Consider the following 19,687-nt stretch of genomic DNA (forward strand, 5'->3'; position numbering starts at 1 on the left):
GCTGATGGACTACCGCCCGCTCGGCGATTCGGGGCTGATGGTCAGTGCCGTCGGCATCGGGTGCAATGCGTTCAGTCAGCGGGTCGATCAGGAGGGCGTCAGCGCCATACTTGCGGCCGCGCGTGAGTGCGGCGTGACCCTGCTCGACACGTCCGACACGTATGGCGGGCAGCCCGGTGGCAGTGAGGAACTGCTCGGGCAGGCGCTGCGTGGGCAGCGCGACGACTTCGTGGTGGCGACCAAGTTCGGCATGGACATGCGTGGCACGCTCGGTGCCGACTACGGGGCGCGTGCCTCGCGGCGCTACATCCGGCGCGCGGTCGAGGCCAGTCTGCGGCGCCTGCAGACCGACCACATCGACCTCTACCAGTTGCATCGCCCCGACGGGATTACGCCGATCGAGGAGACGTTGTCGGCGCTGACCGATCTCGTCGCCGAGGGCAAGGTGCGCTACATCGGCTGCTCGAATTTCGCGGCCTGGCAGGTGACGGATGCCGCGTGGACGGCGGAGGTCGACGGGCTGGCGTCGTTCATCTCGGTGCAGAACAGGTACTCCCTGCTGGACCGTACGGTCGAGGCCGAGGTCGTGCCGGCCTGCGAGCGATTCGGTCTGGGCATCCTGCCGTTCTTCCCGCTCGAATACGGCCTGCTCACCGGCAAGTACCGACGTGGCGAAGGCGCTCCGGAGGGTTCGCGCGCGGCATCCCAGCCGGATCGCGCGACCTGGCTGGCGAAGGCCGACTGGGATCGCATTGAGGCGCTGCAGACGTATGCCGCCGCACGTGACCTGTCGATTCTGGATGTCGCGATCGCCGGGCTGGCAGCGCAACCGGCCGTCGGATCGGTCATCTCGGGAGCCACCCGGCCGGAGCAGGTGACGGCGAATGCCGCTGCGCTGCGGTGGGATCCGAGTGCGGAGGACCTTGCCGAGTTGGACCGGATCACCACCGGCTGAGCCGATGTGACTGGCGGCGAGGCCCGGTGTTAGGGTTGCTCTCGCTTCAAGGGGCTGTGGCGCAGTTGGTAGCGCGTCTCGTTCGCAATGAGAAGGCCAGGGGTTCGAATCCCCTCAGCTCCACCAGGACCGACTTATTCGAACCTTTGGCAAAGTAAATGCCGTGGTTCGGATCGGATGATTGTTGAGTCCTCAGGATCGCTTCGTGTAATGCGGAGCGATTTTTTGGTTCTTGGTTGATAGTGACAACGGGAGTTGTCGGTTGGCCGCGGCGCTTTGCTGCGGTGAGTTGGAGCCAGTGATGGTGGATCTGTTGGACCGAGGTAAATGGTTCAGTTAGGTCAGATTCTGTGACTGATCCGTGTTCGTCGATGTAGAGGGCGGTGTAGAAGGCTCTGTGGGTCTGCCCAGACTTTGGTTGACACCTGACCTGTGAGGATTTCCTCGCTGGAAGGATGTCACTATGCCCAAGCCCTACCCCAAGGAGTTCCGCGACGATGTCGTGGCTGTCGCTGGCAAGGGTGATGCTCCGTTGAAGCAGATCGCGAAGGACTTCGGGATCTCCGAAGGCTGCTTGTCGAACTGGATGAAGAAGGCCGACATCCAGGACGGCAACCGTCCTGGTCTGACCGAGATCGACCGGTCCGAGTTGCGTGAGGCGAACAAGCGGATCCGGCTCCTGGAGCAGGAGAACGAGGTCCTACGCCGTGCAGCGGCCTATCTATCGCAGGCGAACCTGCCGGGAAAATAGTCTTCCCGCTCGTCCGTGAGATGGCCGCGACCGGTGCCCCCGACTCAAGGGTCAGGGTGCCGGTCGCGGTGGCGTGCAGGGTGCTCGACCTCTCCACCCAGGGGTACTACAAGTGGCTCAAAGACCCAGTGTCTCAGCGTGATTGGGACGACGCGCACGTCATCGACGTGATCCACCAGATCCATCAGGACGATCCCACCCTGGGCTACCGGTTCATCGCCGACGAGCTCGCCGACGCCGGTATCGCGGCATCCGAGAACCGTGTGTGGCGATTGTGCTCGACCGCAGGCGTGTTCGCCTCCCACCACCGCCGGCGGGGCGCATCGGGCAAGCCCGGCCCCGCTGTGCACGATGACCTGCTCGCGACCGTCGGCGATCACGGCCGGGTCCGTCACGACTTCGTCGGTGCCGCACACAGGCCGAACCAGATCTGGCTGACCGACGTCTGCGAGCACCCCACCCGCGAGGGCAAGCTCTACTTATGCGCGGTCAAGGACTGCTACTCCAACAAGATCGTCGGGTACTCCATCGACTCGCGCATGAAGTCGGGCCTCGCGGCCGCAGCGTTGCGCAACGCGATCGCGCTGCGCTCGCCCGAGAACACGATCGTGCACTCGGACAGGGGCAGCCAGTTCAGGTCGAAGAAGGTGCTCCGGCTGCTGAAAAACAACGGCCTACGCGGCTCGATGGGCCGTGTCGGGTCCAGCAGCGACAATGCCGCGATGGAGTCGTTCTTCTCGCTGCTGCAGAAGAACGTCCTGAACACCCGCCGCTGGGACACGCGGGAGGAACTACGCCTCGCGATCGTGGCCTGGATCGAAACAAAGTACAACCGCCGGCGTCGTCAGCGAGCCCTGGGCAAGCTCACCCCAGTCGAGTTTGAAATGATCTACGCGGCCGCAGACGCGGCCTGAGAACCATCCACCCCGAGTATCAACCAAACCTGGGGCAGTCCCCACGGTCGGGTGGTTGATGCGTGGTGAATGCCTGGTCGGTGCGGTGAGGAAAGACCAAGCGGACCACGGTCGCTGACCCAGCCCATGAACGTCGTGATGACCTGGTGCGCTGCCGGTTCGAACCGGTCGCGCCGGACAAGCTGTGGGCCGCGGACTTCACCGATGTCAGTTCGTGGTCGGGGTGGGTGTACGTCGCGTTCGTGGTGGACGCGTATGCCCGCTGCGATTCTGGGTTGGAGTGTGTCGTCGTCGATGACCACGGACTTCGTGCTGCACGCGTTCGAACAGGTGGTGTGGTGTCGAAACCGTTACGGGACAGCGGATTTCACTGATTTGGTCCATCACAACGACCGAGGGTCCCAGTACACCTCTCTTCGCTTCGGTGAAGCACTGGCCGATGCTGGTATCGCGGGATCTGTTGGTACCACAGGTGATTCGTATGACAACGCATTGGCCGAGACGATCGACGGGTTATACGGCAACCGAGCTGATCAGACCACGCGAACCGTGGAAAGGCGTCGGGTGCGCGCCGGGTGCCGGCGTCCGGACAGAACCGATCGATGACGACCTCCTTGTCATCTTCCTCGGATACACGGACCTCAAGCTCGATGGTGAGTCGGGTTGGCTCGTCCCCCTCGAAGTGAACCTCGTGAGGAAAGGATCCTGCCTCCTAAAGAGACACGTGACCGAGGTCGACCGTAACCCGTAGCGGTTGAGCTGGGTCGCGTAGTTCTGCCGGTGTCAGGGCTGAGTAGAGCTGCTGAAACGTCGCACCGAGGAGCAGGTTGAGCAGCCGCAATAGGAAGGACTTACCGACGTCGTTGGCCCCGACGATGGACATGATGGTCGCGGACCTCGACCGTCATGTCCTCCAAGACGGCATGGTTGGCAATCTCAAATCGTGACAGGCGCATAGCCCTCCCCGGCCAGGCACGCGGTCCGAACCGTGTGTCCAAGGTCCACGCTGACGTGTTCAGTGAACGGGTGATCATAGGACCGCGGCATCGACCGAGGCGCTGCGCGGCTTGCATGACGGTTCGCGAACAAAGCCGACGAAGCCTGATTTGGGACTGTCCGGCGAACGGTGTAACTGGCCTGACACGCCGACCGTGGTTGGCGGGGAAGGTTTGTGATGACCGAAACACTGGCGGCTGTGCCGCTTGAAGATGATGCTGTCCCTGTTCGTGCCGATGAGGCTGCGCCGATACCTGCCGCGGCGGATGAGTCTGCGGCGGTGGTGATGCCCTCGGAGCGGGCGATGATCGCGCAGCTCGTGCGCGCCGCGCGTGCTCGTGGTGATGATCTGACCGGTCCGGACGGGTTACTGAAGCTCTTGACCAAGACGGTGTTGGAAACTGCCTTGGATGAGGAGATGAACCAGCACTTGGGCTATGACAAGCACGCCGTGGCGGGCCGTGACGGCGGCAACTCCCGCAACGGGACCCGTACCAAGACCGTGCTGACCGACAACGTCGGCCCGGTCACGATCCAGGTGCCCCGCGACCGCGACGCCTCTTTCGACCCAGTCATCGTCCGCAAGCGGCAACGCCGACTGGGTGATGTCGACACGATCGTGTTGTCGTTATACGCCAAGGGTTTGACCACTGGTGAGATCAGCGCGCACTTCGCCGAGGTGTACGGCGCGAGCCTGTCCAAGGACCGGATCAGCGTGATCACCGACCGTGTCATCGGTGAGATGACCGACTGGTGTGCTCGACCGTTGCTGCCGGTGTACGCGGCGATCTTCATTGACGCGATCTACGTCAAGGTCCGCGATGGACAGGTCGGTAACCGCCCGTTCTACGCCGCGATCGGTGTTGATCTGCAGGGCCGGCGTGACGTCCTGGGGTTGTGGGCCGGTACTGCCGGGCACGGTGAGTCCGCGAAGTTCTGGATGAGTGTGCTTGCTGAAATGAAGAACCGCGGTGTCACGGACGTGTTCTTCATCGTGTGTGACGGCCTCAAAGGATTGCCCGACAGCGCGAACACGGTCTTCCCACTCGCCACGGTTCAGACCTCATCTATGCACCATGGGTGTGGCGGGATAGTCCCGCTGGTTGTCTGCGCCGTCGCGGGTAGGACCGATTCAAACGAGTTGCCCTCGAGGTCCACACGCAGACCCGTCCGCCCGTGGCGGGGCAGGCTCGACATGATTGGCCAGCGGGAGCAGCGCCTACCCGTTCCGGGTTGAGCGCCGAGATGAGGTTCCGAACAGTCGAGCCCGCCGCGCATACGGCATCAGGCGACCCGAAGTTCCCGGAAGGAGCAGCATGGTCACCACCGAAGCAGAACATCCGCACGCGATGTTCGCCGGCATCGATTGGGGCGGCACCCACCACCAGATCTGCGTCGTCGACCACACGGGCACGATCCAGGTCCAACGAAGAATCGAACACACGGTAACCGGGTTCACCGAAATCGACCGGCTTCTGGACGCTTTCGCATCTCGAGGAGTCCTACGGGTATCCATCGAACGGGCCGAGGGAATCCTGGTCGAGCACCTCCTTGACCGTGGTGAGAGCGTGTTTTGCATCTCGCCGAAGATCTCCGCTCGGGCCCGGGAACGATACCGGGTTGCCAACACCAAATCCGACGCCTTCGACGCGTTCGTCCTGGCCGACACCCTGCGCCATGAACACGTGCACTGGCGGCCCCTGAGCCGGCCATCCGCGCTGACCGCTCAGATCGCAGCGTTGTCCCGGGACCGAGAACGAGTCATCGTGATGCAACGCGCCGTGGAGTCACGGCTCCGCGCCGCGTTGGAGGCCTACCACCCCGCGCCGTTGCACCTGTTCTCTTCCCTGGACCGCGACATCACCCTGGCGTTCATCCGCGACTACCCCACCCCCGCGGCAGCCGCCCGGGTCACCGAAGACCGGATGCGACGATTCTGCGCCCGACACGGCTACACCGGCCGCGTCGAGCCAGCAGCCCTGTGCGACCGGTTACGTCCGCACCTACTCACCGCAACTGACGGCACGATCACGGGAAAGCACACGGCAGCCTTGATGCTGGTCGATCAACTCGAACTGCTCAACACCAACATCCGCACGTACAACGCGATGTTGACCCCGCTGGTCAGCGCACACCCTGACGGGCCAGTCTTCACCAGCTTCCCCGGCATCGCCACCGTGATCGCCGCGACCATGATCGGGGAAATGGGCGACGACAGAGCCCGATTCCCCACCGCCGCAACCCTGCTGGCCGAAGCAGGCCTGGCCCCGGTCACCCGCGCATCCGGACGCACCCGCCAAGTCCGCTTCCGGTACGCCGCGAACAAACGACTACGGCATAGCATCGACTGGTGGATGACCGTCGCCGCCCGCGAAGACCCCTGGTCAGGCGACGTCTATGAACACGCCCGCAACGCAGGCCAGGGCCGCTACCGCGCCTACCGCGGCCTGGGCGCACGCTGGACCCGGATCCTGTGGCGCGCTTGGACCGACCACGAACCGTTCGACCCCACCCGCGTCCACCACCAAGCACCCGCGGCATAACCCCACCAGCACCACCAACCGGCAAGACAACCCCAGCCTCGCCGGCGCCCCCACCTGCCCACTACCCACCACCGCCACACCCACCCAGGTTGACAGCGGGAGTCTGCATCATCCATCTGATCCGTGGCTCGTTTCGGTACGCCTCCAAGAAGTACTGGGAGAAAATGGCCAAAGACCTACGACCGATCTACACCGCACCCTCACGGGATGCGGCGTGGGCGGCGTTCGAGCAGTTCGAAGAGACCTGGGCAGCCCAATATCCGGCGATCTCGACGCTGTGGCGCGACGCGTGGGAGCGGTTCGTGCCGTTCCTGGACTACGACGTCGAGATCCGCCGGGTCTTGTGCTCCACCAACGGGATTGAGTCATTGAATGCTCGTTACCGGCGTGCGGTCACCACGAAGGGCCACTTCCCGACCGAACAGGCCGCGCTCAAAACCTTGTACCTGGTGACCAGGTCGCTGGACCCCAAGGGCACTGGCCAGGCACGCTGGACCATGCGGTGGAAACCAGCCCTCAACGCGTTCGCGATCACCTTCGCCGACCGCATGCCAGCAGCGGAGAACCTCTAAAATGAACAACGCCAGTTACACCGTTAACCGGACACTCCCACGTCGCAAGCCCGATCCGGGATGCAACCGCTGGTGGCGACGATGGTCCGGCCCGCCTCGACGATGGTGCTGCGGAACCTGGCCACTGGCGGGGAAGACGAAGTGCTGGACACCTACGGGTACGACGCCGAGGGTCGTCAGATCAGCGACTCTGAGACCGGGTCCGGTCTGGCGCCGGCGTGCACGACCACCACGTATGCGGACAACACGACCAGCTGGATCCGCGATGACGTTGCCGAAGTGATCCACTCCGCGCAGGCGTGCCCCGCAGCCGGGACCGCTCCGACCGGGATCTCGTCCGATATCCGCTCCTACTACGACGGGTCCACCACCCTCGGTGCCGTCCCCGGTGCGGGAGATGAGACCGAGACGGATACCGCGATCAGTAGCACCCATTTCGCGAAAGTCACCACTGCCTACGACTCGTTGGGTAGGCAGACCTCGACTACCCAGTACACCTCCTCCACCGACACGACCGGGCGTACCTCGAGCACGGCGTACACCCCGTCCGCGAGTGGACCCGTCACCCAAGTCGTGCAGAAGGACCCTTTGGGTCACACCAGTACGGAAGTTATTGATCCGGGCCGGTATCAGGTGACGTCCGAAACGGATGTGGCCGGGCATGTTACGACCGCAACCTATGACCCGCTGGGCCGGTTGACCGGCGTGTGGAAGCCCGGGCAAACCCAAGGCTCCACCCCTGCGACGACCAGTTACGCCTACCAAGTGTCCCAGAGCAACCCGTCGACAGTAACAGCCACGACCCTCGTCGATCCCGGCACCGGCAGCACGTCCACCACCACGAATGTCACCTTGTACGACTCTTACGGCGAGGTGATCCAAACCCAGGACAGCGCTGTCGGTTCTGGGGCGATCGTGAACGACACCGCCTACGACGACGCCGGACGGGTCTCCGGAAACGACAACCACTTCTACATCACCGAAGCACCGTCCACCACACTTCAGGTGCCCACGACCGATGGGGACGCGTTCATCGCGAACCGCACCGTCACCTCTTACGACGGTGCAGGTCGCCCGACCACGGTGCAGTTGTATGACGGGAACACCCTGACCTCGACGACGACCACGGTATATGGCGGGAACGCCACCACGGTGATCCCGCCCACCGGTGGTGTCGAAATGACCACGATCACCAACCCGCGCGGGGAAACCACCGAAACCGACCGGTGGTCCAGCCCACCCACGTTCTCCGGGAACACGTATTCGGGTGGGACCGCGGTGCGTGACACGTACACGTTCAACGCCGCGGGTGAGCAAACCCAGATGGTCACCGCTGCGGGCACACCGCAGGCGGCGACGTTTACGACCAGTTACGACATGGCCGGACGTCAGACCTCTAGTGCCGACCCGGACAGTGGCACGACAACCACGTCCTATGACGACGCCGGGGACCCCGTCAGCATCACCGACGCACAAGGATCAACTGTCGCGCAGACCTTCGACGCCGATGGGCGCCTCACTGGGCAATACCAGGGCACCACCTCCGGCACCCAGCTGACCGGTCTGGTGTATGACACGCTGCAGACCGGGCAGCAAACCTCCGCCACCCGCTACGTCGGCGGTAAGGCGTACACGACCGCCGCGACCGGGTACGACAGTGCGGGCCGCCCCACCGGGACATCTGTGTCGTTGTCGGTGCCGGGTTTCGCGTCCACGTACACCTCCCCGGAGACGTGGACCAGTACCGGTCTGTTGAAGACCGCGACCATCCCCGCAGCGGGATCCGAAGCAGCCGAGACCATCACCTACGGCTACGACAGCAACGGTGAGCCTGTCACCGAAACGGGTGCAAGCCCTTACGTGGCAGCGACCGCTTTGGACTCTGACGGCAAACCTCTCAGCGTCACCATGGATCAAGGCGCTGACATCACCTACCTGGGGTACACCTACAACCCGCAAACCCTGCAAGTGGTGGGGCAGAAATTCGACGCCGGAAACACCGTCCTGGACGACACCACCAACTCCTACGACCTCGCAGGAAACTTGACGTCCTCCACCGACACCCAAGGCGTGTCCGGAGCGGCCTCGACCACGACCTGTTACAACTACGACCACCTGGACGAGCTCACCCAGGCGTGGACGTCGACGGACAACTGCTCCGCGGACCCCTCCACCGCAGGCAACGCGACCGTGGGTGGGGCGGCACCGTTCTGGGAGTCTTGGACCTATGACGCGGGCGGATCGCGCACCACCCAAACCGCGCACCAACTCCCCGCGACCGCGACTCCGGTGTCCGGAACTAACCCGCTGACCCCGACCACGGGTGACAACGTGACCACCTCGGCGGTCGGGTCGACCGGTCACGCCCACGATCTGACCGGGACTACCACCACCGGCCCGAACGCAGGTTCCACTAGTCAGACCGTGAACGCGGACGGGCAGGTCACCGCGCGCACCACTGCAGGCGGGAGCCAGACTCTGACTTGGGACCCTCTGGGATTCCTGGCGTCGGTGACGACTCCTGCAGGCACGACCAGCTACGTCAATGACGCCAGCGGTAGCCCGCTATTGGAAACTGACCCGTCCGGTGCGACGACGTTGTACTTGGGTTCTGAGGATGTGACCGTCACCGGTGGTGCCGTCAGTAACGTCACCCGGTACTACGACATCGCTGGTCGGCAGATCGCCTACCGGGTCGGCACCGTGGGCCCCACCTACGTCGACGCCAACACTCAGGGCACCACGACCACCACATACACCCCCAGTGGGTCCGGTGGGACGCCGGCCGCGAATACGACTCGCCAGTACTTGGACCCGTACGGCAATAACCTTGCTGCGACATCGGCATCAGCCCTGGTCGCACCCACCCTGGCGACGAATCGGTCCTTCCTTGGTGCTGCCAGTAACGGTGACACCGGCCTGATCAGCACTGGCCTGCGCAAATATGACCCCACCACCGGCACCTTTATGTCTGTGGACCCCGTCCGAGACCCCTCAGCTGTGGATGAGCTCAACGGGTACGCCTACGGCGGTGGGAACCCCGTCACCAACAGTGACCCGACCGGTGCCCGGTACCCCTCCTCGGCAGAGAACGGGCCTCACTCCTACGGGTGCGGCAATTCCTGCTGGTCAGAAAGCGCCACCGCACGCTACGACTACTGGTACGACCACACCTACCTGCCCGAACTCCGCTGGGAATACTGGCAATCCCAAGCAGCGCTGCGTCGACAAGAAGCAGAAGCCGCCTACGATAGGCGCATCGCCGCCGAAGAATCCTGGTACAAGGAAATGCACGCCGGGTGGCGCGCACCCACCCCAGCACCCCACAAGAGTTCTGGAGGCGGCTTCTGGGGATTCGTCACCCACCACGCCGGCGCCATCCTCATGACCGGCGCCGTCGTCGGACTCACCGTCGTTAATGTCGTCCAAGGAGGAGCCGACCCCCTCACCGACGGACTCGAAGCAGAAGCCGTCGCCGACGACGCCTCCCTCATCGCTAGTGAAGACGCTGACGGGGAAGCTGCCACAGAAACCGCGGTGCCCGAGACGACGACATTGTTCCGCGCAGTTGGCCAGAGGGAAGCCGACGACATTGCAGCTTCAGGTGGCTATCGAAATGCGCCCGGATTGGAGGGCAAGTACTTCTTCCGAACGAGCCAACAGGCCGAACAATATGGACAGATGATGAATAAGGCGCCTGGCTTTGGTGCACCAAACTACCTAACGTCGGGTTCAGTTCCCACGAGCGCTCTCAGTTCGGCGGAGGGGATGGAAGCCGGGTCGGAGGGACCTGGGCTCTTCTTCAGAGGCGACCTCAACCAATTCTTCAACGTCATGAACCACGGGCTGATCCCATGACACTCGGGATTCGCGCGCGGGCCTGGATGAGCCTCAATGAGGACTCCGACCCGGATCGTGCATGGGGCGCCCTCGCCTCGGGCAGTCGATCACTCATCTTCAAGTTCGCTGATCCTGACGCCCCTGACGGCTCAATTTCCCTCGGCGCCATGATGACGACGCCAGATGCCGTTCCCCTGGCGTGGGGCGACACAGATCGCGAGGTGGCGCTGAACTTTTGGGACGACGCAGCGCGGTTGTATGTGCACGAAGGCGCGGAGTTCAGCGTCTGGTACTCGAGAACAATCGGGCGCGGATCGATCGGGAGACTCATCATCGACCTGGACGATCCGTGACCGCCCGCGCCCTCGAGAATTCCCCTTGTTGCTGGGTGCTTGTCTTCCTAGCAGCGTTCGTGACCGTCCTGGTCACGGTGTTGGGTGCGGGGACAGCGTCCGCCGTTACGAGCCCGGTGGCCGGGAACGGCGTCGGGGCTTCCACCGTCACCGGCCAGTCACGTATCGGGCTGACCGGCGGCCGAGTGATTGTTGACGTTGACGACGTCGATTTCCACGCGGATGACGGCGTACTCACCGTCATCGCGACGCTCACGACCGATGGGGCAGTCGACTCGACTGTCATCTCTGAGCTTGCCGCCCGGCTCGAGCGGGCAGCGCGCGAGGTGTACGTGCTCATCGGCACCCTGATCGTGGTGATCAAGCCGCGGGGCAGATAACACTTTGCTATTGCCATCAAGGCCGTGGCAATCTTCTTCCCGAAGAACTCACGTTCCTGCTGCGTTCTTCACAAATCCCGATGTCGGTTGAGCTTGGATCCTCTTGATTGCAAGGATGATCGGGAGATGCAGCTAGTCAGGATGCGGGAGTTGGGGGCCGAGCCGGCCCCACTTGTGCTCAGCGAGGACGAATCTGGTATTCCAACGCTGATCGCACGATCTCCTTGGAGGGGTGATTACTGGCGATTACGATGGATGAGCTGTTCTGGCAAGTGGACTTTAAGACCAATCAGCAATACCTCGCCCCAGCGCTCCCAAGGCTACTGGGCGACGACACTAACGGCTAGTACGCCGCATCGCGCACCCCTGCATTATTTCAAAGTTCCTGGAAATACTGCGGTCGATTGACCATTACGTGCGTTCTCTTCAAGAAGGGGGCAATGCTGGGCTGCATGCGAAGTAAGGACCGAGAGGCTACTGGTTTCCAATGCGTTGAATGAGTTCTTCGATATCGGCGTGTAGAGCCTTGCAGTTCAAATTGCGAGTGGAAGCTGCTCTTTGCCATTGTTCGAGCTGTTGGATTAGTGGACTCGGATCGACTGGTGCTGTGCTCACTTTACGCAATATTTCTAGCGTCTCGAGCTTAGCGGCGGCATCAGAAGATCCTAAGGTCGTGAGTAACTCTCCGTTCAGATCATAGAGAGTAATCGAGGAGAATTGTCCAGAGTCAACCAGCGAGTCGAGTATGCTGGGGATCTGTTTGTATGCCGCGCCATCGGCGGCGGGTGGTACATAGCGTTCTGGGCCATAAAGAGCGATTCGGTCAAGGTATAACCCAATGGCTCGAGTTCGACTGACAAGTTCGTTTACGGCGATCAGGTGGAAGTGCGTATCAAATCCCTTGGTGCGGTATCGGCGGGCAAGTGCTTGCACTTTTTCCGGATTCTTGAAAGCCGTGTTGAGGAGCACATGGGATCGAAGGCGCTGGGCGTATGCAATGGCGCAGTCCATCCATTTTCGCGTGTCAGGGTTGGTGAGCGACGCCATTTTTTCAGTGTCTTCCTGAATCAGGAGGCAATACGCTGGGTGGTATGGGCGATATACATCGGTTCCAATCGTCATCACTGAGTTGCTTCCGTCGCGTGCCACTAGCTGGTCACGAACACGGCTTTGGATAACAGACTTCCCGGCGCCAGGCTGTGCGGCGAAGAACTGAACTGTTGGTGAGTCGACGGGGTGGACGTGTCTGTACAGACTCGGGAAGATGATCCTTTCAAAGCGCTCTCCATTTTGGTCGTCTGTCAGTTCCACTGAATGCGGAGCTGATAGTCCCGGGTCGGCCACGCCACTCGGAGCGTCCGATTGACGCGCGAAGCCCGCAACCCGCAGCACTCCTTCGATCACTGCCAACGCCACAGGGCTATCGCAGCTGAGATTTCGTCGCATCTGCTCAAGGCCATCAATAGCATCCATGTACCTCTGGGCATCAGTGGATTCGTGATCAACGGCATCAGCGAGATGTACGTAATAGCCGATCTCTCGAGCAATTGATTCAAGTATCACCTCGAATCGTATGTGATCGGCAACCACTGCATCAGGGATCGATTCATATTTCGGTCGTTTACTCATTTACATTCACCTCCGTTCTGACTCAATGCGATTGATTATAGTATTTCACCTTCGCCGGTTTCATGCAATTCATGCATGTATGAACCACACCGTCGGTTGCAGGTTGAAAAATTGCCATAAATGGGGAATATTTGTTATATTTATAGTGAACTATGGATGACAACATCGATCAGGCTAGACCCTCGGACTTCCGCGAGTTTGCGAAAACTCGCAGCAGCGTTGACGCTCTCCGCGAATGGGTGGCTCGAAGAAATTCAGCGTCCGACGCTCGTTGGTTTCTTTTGCTCCAGGAAGGGCTAGGATCGATCGTGCTCAGCGAGAACGAATCTGGGTCTTCGATCCCGATTGCGCGCTTTCCTCGTACGGATGGCTATTGGCGCCTGCAGTGGATGCGCGGCTCTGGCAAATGGGTGGATTACGAGCCAGGGAAGCGATACCGCACCCTGGCGACCCCGATGCTGCTGATTCAGGAAGACGCGGACGGCTGCTTCTTCGGCTAAGACGTTCGCTGGAGACGCTGGCCAGGTTACAGGAACCAACGACCACTTTTCCTCTGAGGCTGTTCCTGGTAGGTCGCTTCGGTTGTGAAGACGGATAGACACGACATGTTGAATTTGTTCGAATATTTATTATAATTGTATTGTTCATGAGTTACAATTTTCAGAAGACACCGTACAGTGGTGATCGCCACGTCGGAGGAATTTCGATCACAAGGAGCGGGCGAATCGGTCTTCCCAAGTCGTTTATTGCGGCTCATGGGATCCGCAAGGGCTCCAGGTCTCGCATGTACTACGACGAATTGTCCAGCTCTGTTGCCATTTCATTTACTCGCGAGGAAGACGAAGGAGCATTCCCTGTGTACTTCACGCAAGGGTACGGAGCCTTCATTGGTGCCAGTAAATTCTTCAAGGTGCGTGGCCTAAAACTTCCCGATCAAGCGGTTCGGTACCAATACGAAATTATTTCAGCGGAGAGCGCGGGGATTGGGGACACCAACTCGACTCTGTTTGTTATCAGTTTGAAGTAGCAAGTTTTCGCACGGGTTTGTTCTACGAGTGCAATTAACGTAGAGAAATTCACGCAATGACTGTAGGGTCATTGGAACATTAGTATCGACCGTGTGAATCGCGCATCTGCACACCATGTTTGTTTAGTTGGTGCCAGATCGCTCGACTACTGAACCCGACACGTCTGACGATCTGAGCTATCGAAAAGCCGGACTCGTACAGTCGAATCGCTTCGTCTACCTGCTCGTCACTCATGCGTCGGATCTGGCGGGGGAGTCCTGCTTCGTCGATGAGGTTGATCACCGACTGGCGAGAGATGCCGAACTGCGTAGCTAGCACACTCGGCGACTCCTTGTTCGCGTAGGCCGCGAGCACAGCAGCGCGCTGCGTGGTCGATAGGCGATCGGTGACTCGCATCGCCGCGAACGGGCTCGATGCCGTGGTTCGTGGAACTGAGGCTGCGTTCACTGCTTGCACTATTCCGCTGTGCTGGTACGAAAGGTTCGCGTGTCGGGTGACCAGTTCCACCAAAAGTGAAACGTTAGAACCCCTGACATGAAAATTGTCGCCGAGGGTTGTGAGGACGCGGTACCGCAAGGTGCCGCGTTTTTGGTGTCCCTGGGTGGTCTCGGCGGCCGAACGCGCCGATGTGCGCACCCGTCGTTGCGCGTGTGCCTGACGACGCGCCGCTGTTGCCGCGTTGAAATGTCGTTTCGTGTAGTGGCCCCGGCGTCAGTGCTCAGCAGTCCAGTTGTCTGGGTGGTCGTCCAGTTCCACCCGAAGCACGCGGGTCAGTCGGGCCACGGTCATGTAGTGCCCGACGAGAACGATGACAGTCACGACGTGACGGTCACTGAGGACGGCGCGCGCGTCAGCGAACACCGGATCTGGCACATCGTCGCCGGCAACAAGCGCGTCGACGAAGGTGAGTACCGCCGCCACACCATCGGACATGTCCTGGTAGTTGCCGGTTTCGATGTTCTCGATGTCAGAGTCGGTCCAGCCGGTGGCGTGGGCCTGGCCGAGATGCTGGAGCCGTTCGTAGGCACTGTCGTGCAGTGCTGCCACCCGCAGGATGACGGCCTCGCGGACGGCCGGGTCGAGATCGGAGGCGCGCAGGGCGTTCGCTGTCGCCGGCAGTTGTGCGCCCAGGCGCTCGTCGAGGAGCAGCACCGTGCGCGTCAGGTTGGACGGGAATCGCTCATATTGAGCGCGCTGCACCGAGTTGAGCGATGGGACGTCGGCCAATGGAATGCGTGACATCAGCGGCCTCCGTCGAGATCGCGCGATCCGAGGAACGCGCGGAGGTGGTTGTTGACCGTCCGCGGCGTTTCGATCGGGGCGAGATGTGCCGCGTCCGGCAACACCTGCAACTCGGCTCTCGCGATCCCGTCGTGCAACATCCTGGCCGAGGCGATCGGCGAGCTCGAGTCGTGCTCACCGACGAGCACCAGCGTCGGAACAGCAATCTCGGCCAGGCGATCTGCTGCGTCGAAGTTCGCGATCATGTCCCACAGCGCCGCGTGAGCCGACGGGTCGTCGTGCAGGAGGGTTTTGGTGGCGCGGTCGATCAGGTCCGGCCGTGCCGCTCGCGTCGTTGGCAGGAACCAGTGCTCGAAGAGTTCGTCGAGTATGGCGACCATGCCGGCGTCACGGACTCGGTCTGCGCGTTCGTGCATGGCCGTTTGCGCGCTGGTGCTGAACTTTGCTGCCGTGTCGAGGAGGCTGAGCGAACGCACGAGCGGCGAATGCTCGACGGCCACTGCCTGAGCGATCAATCCGCCGACCGACAGGCCGATCAGGTCGACTTGGCCGATGTCGAGGTCTCGGATGAAGGCGGCGACGACGGACCTGATCCGGCCGATCTCGATGTCTTCGGCGGCGCCCGCGGAGCGTCCGTGGCCAGGTAGGTCAACCGCGATCACGTCGCGTTCGGTGGACAACGCTGCAAATTGCGCGTCCCAGTAGGTCAGATCGAGACCGGCTGAGTGCAGGAGCAGTGCAGGGCATCCGCTCCGCGGGCCAGTACGTACGTAGTGCATCTCTCTATGATCGTGCGATCAAGAGATCTAGTCCAACGATGAGTTGCGATACTATTGATCGCAATTTCAGATAGAATGTGCCGCTGTGAACCTCCGCCAATTGGAGTACTTCCTCGCCGTCGTGGAGGCGGGCGGATTCAGTCGTGCCGCCGACGAGGTCCACGTCGTGCAGTCCGGTCTCTCCACAGCCATCCAGCAGTTGGAGCGCGAGTTGGGCGTGACGCTGTTGGACCGCACCACCCGCCGGGTACGGGTCACCGACGCTGGTGCGGTCCTGGCGATCGAGGCTCGGCGCATCCTCGCCGCTGTCGAAACCGCCCGCGATGCTGTCGCCGCTGTGGCCGGCGGACTACGCGGCGTTCTGCGCATCGGCGTCATGCACTCGCTTCTCCCAGTCGCCGTCGCCGACTCACTCACTCAACTCCACAAAGAGCGCCCCGGCGTCCAACTGCGCCCGCAGACCAAGCAGGACGGTGCGGCCGGGCTGATCCGCGGCGTCGAGGACGACGAACTCGACATCGCCTTCGCCACCGCACACACCGACGAGCCGCGCTCAGTGAAACTCACCAGGCTCAGCGTCGAGGACATGGTCCTCATCTGTCCCCGCACCCACCGTTGGAACGCTCGCCGAGACGTTCGGCTGGCCGATCTGGCCGACGAGCCGTTCATCGACGTGCCTCTCGGGTGGGGCAGTCGCGCCAGTACCGATCGACTCTGCTCTGCACGGGGAATTCGACGGCGGATCGAGATAGAGGTCGGTGACGTCGCGACTGTCGTCGACCTCGTCCGAGCCGGGCTCGGCATCGCGATCGTTGCACCGAGTTCCGCTCCACCACTGACCGACGTCGCCGTGGTCACGCTGACTCCGACCCCGAGATTCGAGACATTTCTGGTGCTGCCGAAGAACCGGCCGGTCCGCCCGGCCGCGGACGCCCTTGCACGCCTCGTCCTCGACCGCACTCGTGTCGCCGACGGCGGCTGAGGCCGAGCGACCGCCCGACGGCCGGCAGCGCGCAACGTGACCGGTGCGGCGGGCCCACGCGATGTTCGTGTGCGGCCTATCCGCGCAGGCGGAGGCCATCAATGAACTGGCGTGTCCGACGGTTGTAGTCCCGGCGTGTGGGTATGCGCATCTCGCGCAGGGCGAGCCCGTTGCCGACATCGGCCCAGAACAGGTCGCTCGCGGTGAGGTCACGGCGTAGAACGCCGGCATCATGGCCGTCTTTCACGATGCGGGTCGTGAACGCGGTGACGGCACTGGCAAGCGTGGCCAGCGACGTCGCCTCGGGGTAGTTCCCCATCATCGCGTCGGTGAAGGCTGGTTCGCGGTACTGCAGGTCTCGTCGGGCCTCGACCCAACCGGCTATGCGTAGCCAGGGGTCAGGTTCAGCGCGCGCAGCCTCCATGGCCGGGTAGAGCTCACCGGCGACCAATTCGGTGATCACCGCATCGATAAGACCGGGCCGCCCCCCGAAATGGTTGTAGATGGTGGCCTTGCTCACCCCCGCCGCGGCTGCGATCTGAGCGAGGGGGGTGTCCAGGCCGCGGCCGCGGAAGGCACCCAGTGCGGCCTCGCGGATCAGCCCGACGTTGCGTGCCGCATCCGCTCGCAGTGCCTCACGCGGCTTGTCGCCGTCACTCACCATTCATCCCTTAAATTGACCCAAGGGTAAACTTAACCTGGTCGTCAGATTGTTTGTAACTCTGGATTCTACGAGGAGTGTCACATGCCGAAATCCATTGCTGTCGTTGGTGCCGGGCCTGGGCTCGGGCTTGCTGTTGCCCGCCGCCACGCCCGTGAGGGCTACACCGTCATACTCATCGCTCGTCGTCAGGACCAACTCGAGACATTGCGGGCGGAGCTGGCGGACGAGGGAGCGAAGGTGCACATCATCGCTGCAGATCTATCCGAAGAAGGCGCCGGTGTTCAGCTGGCGGAACAGATCCGCGGTGCCATGGGCACTCCCGACATCGTGTACTACGCGCCCGGGGTCCGCGGATACATTCCCGTCGCCGATCTCACCTCGGCGGACCTGCGTGAAGTCATCGGGGTCGCTCTCTATGCGTTGGTCGATCTCGTCCACGAGTTCTTACCCGACATGATCAGCCGTGGGCACGGTGCCATCCTGGCCGCTACCGCGCCGAGTGCTGTGATCGGTATGCCGCAGCTGTCGGCCACCGCGGTCCTGGGCGCCCAACGCAACTACTTGCAGGCACTCCAGGCCGCAGTGACCGACGAACACGTGTATGTCGGACGGCTGTACATCGGTGCCACCATTTCGAACAGCGCATTTCACACACAGCAGGAAACGGCACGTGCGGCAGGTCAACCAGTCATCGACCTGCCGGTGGTCGACTCCGCCGAACTGGCGGACCTGCTCTGGAACATGCACACCAACCAGCACACCCACGAAGTCACCTACCCGGCGGATCTGTTCGACCGCTGACGGCTGCTCGGATGTCGATGATCGCGGATGGCCGACGCGTCGCGATCTCCGGCGCGGCGCGACCGCTGACGCCGTGACGGGCTGCGGCATACAGCCCGGGGTGATCAGTTCGCCAGGTTGAGGTGAGCGCGGTGGTGGTCGGCCTTCTCGATGAGGTCGACGAAGCCGATGGCGTAGTCGGCGCCCGAGATGGAGCCGCCGTCCGACGGCTCGACCGCGACATCGGTGCCGACGCGGTAGTGGCCGGTGCGCTCGCCGGGTGCGAAGGATCCGAAGGTGCCGGCTGGGCTGATGAAGACCCAGTCCAGTGAGTCCGGCGTCGCCGGAAGATCGTCGGTGATCACGGCGGCGACGGTCTGGAGTTCGTGGTGCAGCTCGGCGGGGGCGTGGCTGAGGTCGGTGACGAACCGCGGTGCTCCTGCTGCCGGGCGCAGTGAGGAGTAGCCGCCGACCACGAACAGCCGCGCGCCTTCGGCATCTGCCAGCCGGGCGATCGAGCGGTAGACGTCGCGGAATCTCTCGGCGAGCGCGCCACGCGGGGCGAGGGCCGCGACCACGACCTCCGCGCCGTGCACAGCGTTGGCGAGGGTCGACTCGTCGGTCACATCGCCCTCGAGATAGATGACGCCCTCGACGGGTGCGGCCGGCGCCGTGCGGCTGAGCGAGGTGACCTTGTGGCCGCGGGATGCAGCTTCGGCGACGATCGCCGAGCCGGCGTATCCGGTGCCGCCGATGACGGAGATGGAGGACATGTGGTGCCTTTCGTTGTCAGATCTTCCCTGTTGGGGTGTCACCGACTACTCTAAGAGAGTTAGTTACCAACGGGAAGTAGGCACTTTGTGGTAACCACATCAACGGCTACCGCCCTCATCGGCGATCCGTATGTCGCAGACTGTCCGACCCGGCGCATCCTCGACCGGATCGGCGATCGGTGGACGGTGCTGATCATCGGTGTGCTCGGTGGCGGCGATGCGCGCTTCTCGCAGTTGCTGCGGCGGATCGAGGGCATCTCGCAGAAGATGCTCACCCAGACGTTGCGGGGTCTGGAGCGAGACGGCCTGATCACGCGAACCGTCTATCCGGAGGTGCCGGTGCGGGTGGTCTACTCGCTGACGACGGCCGGCCGGACGCTGCTCGGCCCGTTGCAGGCGTTGCAGGAGTGGTCGATCGAGCACCTCGGCGATGTCGTTGCCTCGCAGAGCGCGTACGACAAGAACGACTGAACGCCGGCGTCATCCACAACGGGTGCGCGAACACG

Annotated in this window: 17 protein-coding genes, 1 tRNA gene and 3 pseudogenes; 15 read left to right on the forward strand and 6 right to left on the reverse strand. The window is 62.6% G+C overall.

The genetic code is table 11. From position 1 onward, the window contains the following. Window positions 1–4 precede the first annotated feature (4 nt). The 4 genes and pseudogenes from BKA23_RS02640 to BKA23_RS02655 all read left to right on the forward strand — a co-directional run. Window positions 5–955 carry an aldo/keto reductase gene (locus tag BKA23_RS02640; protein WP_145225227.1) on the forward strand — a complete coding sequence of 317 codons (951 nt, stop codon included), beginning with the start codon at window positions 5–7 and terminating at the stop codon, window positions 953–955. Between the two features lie 50 nt (window positions 956–1,005). Next, a tRNA-Ala gene (locus BKA23_RS02645) sits at window positions 1,006–1,081 on the forward strand. Between the two features lie 337 nt (window positions 1,082–1,418). Further along, window positions 1,419–2,620, forward strand: a protein-coding gene (locus tag BKA23_RS02650) for an IS3 family transposase (protein ID WP_246104417.1) whose coding sequence is annotated in 2 segments (ribosomal slippage) — window positions 1,419–1,697 and window positions 1,700–2,620 — 1,200 coding nt in all. Because the reading frame shifts where the segments join, the coding sequence is not laid out codon by codon here. A gap of 89 nt (window positions 2,621–2,709) precedes the next feature. Then, a pseudogene (locus BKA23_RS02655) lies at window positions 2,710–3,176 on the forward strand (DDE-type integrase/transposase/recombinase); the annotation flags it as partial. 156 nt (window positions 3,177–3,332) lie between these two features. Here the strand turns inward: BKA23_RS02655 and BKA23_RS17575 are convergent. Then, window positions 3,333–3,503 (reverse strand): hypothetical protein, encoded by a 171-nt coding sequence (locus BKA23_RS17575; RefSeq protein ID WP_170226342.1) that lies wholly within the window; start codon window positions 3,501–3,503, stop codon window positions 3,333–3,335. A gap of 399 nt (window positions 3,504–3,902) precedes the next feature. Between BKA23_RS17575 and BKA23_RS02660 the strand changes: the two are divergent. The 6 genes and pseudogenes from BKA23_RS02660 to BKA23_RS02685 form a co-directional block, all read left to right on the forward strand. Then, window positions 3,903–4,691: pseudogene (locus BKA23_RS02660) on the forward strand (IS256 family transposase); the annotation flags it as partial. A 241-nt stretch (window positions 4,692–4,932) separates the two neighbouring features. Beyond that, complete coding sequence (locus tag BKA23_RS02665) at window positions 4,933–6,159, forward strand: IS110 family RNA-guided transposase (RefSeq protein WP_145225232.1); 1,227 nt, start codon at window positions 4,933–4,935, stop codon at window positions 6,157–6,159. Window positions 6,160–6,257: 98 nt separating this feature from the next. Then, window positions 6,258–6,731, forward strand: a pseudogene (locus tag BKA23_RS02670) (transposase); the annotation flags it as partial. 60 nt (window positions 6,732–6,791) lie between these two features. Beyond that, complete coding sequence (locus BKA23_RS02675; protein WP_145225233.1) at window positions 6,792–10,589, forward strand: RHS repeat protein; 3,798 nt, start codon at window positions 6,792–6,794, stop codon at window positions 10,587–10,589. Then, the gene (locus BKA23_RS02680; RefSeq protein WP_145225235.1) at window positions 10,586–10,924 is read left to right on the forward strand and encodes a hypothetical protein; all 339 of its coding nucleotides are present in this window, start codon (window positions 10,586–10,588) and stop codon (window positions 10,922–10,924) included. The genes BKA23_RS02675 and BKA23_RS02680 overlap by 4 nt, the downstream gene beginning before the upstream one ends. Window positions 10,925–10,983: 59 nt before the next feature. Next, window positions 10,984–11,304 carry a hypothetical protein gene (locus BKA23_RS02685; protein WP_145225237.1) on the forward strand — a complete coding sequence of 107 codons (321 nt, stop codon included), beginning with the start codon at window positions 10,984–10,986 and terminating at the stop codon, window positions 11,302–11,304. 474 nt (window positions 11,305–11,778) lie between these two features. Here the strand turns inward: BKA23_RS02685 and BKA23_RS02690 are convergent, their stop codons facing one another. Then, window positions 11,779–12,933 (reverse strand): zeta toxin family protein, encoded by a 1,155-nt coding sequence (locus tag BKA23_RS02690; RefSeq protein ID WP_145225239.1) that lies wholly within the window; start codon window positions 12,931–12,933, stop codon window positions 11,779–11,781. Window positions 12,934–13,085: 152 nt separating this feature from the next. Between BKA23_RS02690 and BKA23_RS02695 the strand changes: the two genes are divergently transcribed. Next, window positions 13,086–13,433 (forward strand): DUF3024 domain-containing protein, encoded by a 348-nt coding sequence (locus tag BKA23_RS02695; protein ID WP_145225241.1) that lies wholly within the window; start codon window positions 13,086–13,088, stop codon window positions 13,431–13,433. Between the two features lie 146 nt (window positions 13,434–13,579). After that, window positions 13,580–13,960, forward strand: coding sequence for a hypothetical protein (locus BKA23_RS02700; RefSeq protein ID WP_145225243.1), 381 nt, complete (start codon window positions 13,580–13,582; stop codon window positions 13,958–13,960). A gap of 712 nt (window positions 13,961–14,672) precedes the next feature. Here the strand turns inward: BKA23_RS02700 and BKA23_RS02705 are convergent. Together BKA23_RS02705 and BKA23_RS02710 are read right to left on the reverse strand one after the other, a co-directional pair. Continuing rightward, window positions 14,673–15,203 carry a carboxymuconolactone decarboxylase family protein gene (locus BKA23_RS02705; protein ID WP_145225244.1) on the reverse strand — a complete coding sequence of 177 codons (531 nt, stop codon included), beginning with the start codon at window positions 15,201–15,203 and terminating at the stop codon, window positions 14,673–14,675. Next, complete coding sequence (locus BKA23_RS02710) at window positions 15,203–15,982, reverse strand: alpha/beta fold hydrolase (protein ID WP_145225246.1); 780 nt, start codon at window positions 15,980–15,982, stop codon at window positions 15,203–15,205. Before BKA23_RS02710 ends, BKA23_RS02705 begins: the two co-directional genes overlap by 1 nt. A gap of 85 nt (window positions 15,983–16,067) precedes the next feature. Here BKA23_RS02710 and BKA23_RS02715 point away from each other — a divergent pair, with 85 nt between their 5' ends. Next, the gene (locus BKA23_RS02715; protein ID WP_145225248.1) at window positions 16,068–16,964 is read left to right on the forward strand and encodes a LysR family transcriptional regulator; all 897 of its coding nucleotides are present in this window, start codon (window positions 16,068–16,070) and stop codon (window positions 16,962–16,964) included. Window positions 16,965–17,040: 76 nt separating this feature from the next. Here BKA23_RS02715 and BKA23_RS02720 read toward each other — a convergent pair whose 3' ends face one another. Then, window positions 17,041–17,625, reverse strand: a complete 585-nt coding sequence (locus tag BKA23_RS02720; protein ID WP_211841575.1) for a TetR/AcrR family transcriptional regulator — start codon at window positions 17,623–17,625, stop codon at window positions 17,041–17,043. Window positions 17,626–17,709: 84 nt separating this feature from the next. Between BKA23_RS02720 and BKA23_RS02725 the strand changes: the two genes are divergently transcribed. Next, the gene (locus BKA23_RS02725; protein WP_145225252.1) at window positions 17,710–18,429 is read left to right on the forward strand and encodes an SDR family NAD(P)-dependent oxidoreductase; all 720 of its coding nucleotides are present in this window, start codon (window positions 17,710–17,712) and stop codon (window positions 18,427–18,429) included. A 104-nt stretch (window positions 18,430–18,533) separates the two neighbouring features. Here BKA23_RS02725 and BKA23_RS02730 read toward each other — a convergent pair whose 3' ends face one another. Then, a complete protein-coding gene (locus tag BKA23_RS02730) occupies window positions 18,534–19,181 on the reverse strand; it encodes an NAD(P)-dependent oxidoreductase (RefSeq protein ID WP_145225254.1) in 648 nt (215 codons plus the stop codon). A gap of 87 nt (window positions 19,182–19,268) precedes the next feature. Here BKA23_RS02730 and BKA23_RS02735 point away from each other — a divergent pair, with 87 nt between their 5' ends. After that, a complete protein-coding gene (locus tag BKA23_RS02735; RefSeq protein WP_145225255.1) occupies window positions 19,269–19,652 on the forward strand; it encodes a winged helix-turn-helix transcriptional regulator in 384 nt (127 codons plus the stop codon). Window positions 19,653–19,687 lie beyond the last annotated feature (35 nt).

This window comes from Rudaeicoccus suwonensis, assembly GCF_007829035.1.
GTDB classification, from domain to species: domain Bacteria; phylum Actinomycetota; class Actinomycetes; order Actinomycetales; family Dermatophilaceae; genus Rudaeicoccus; species Rudaeicoccus suwonensis.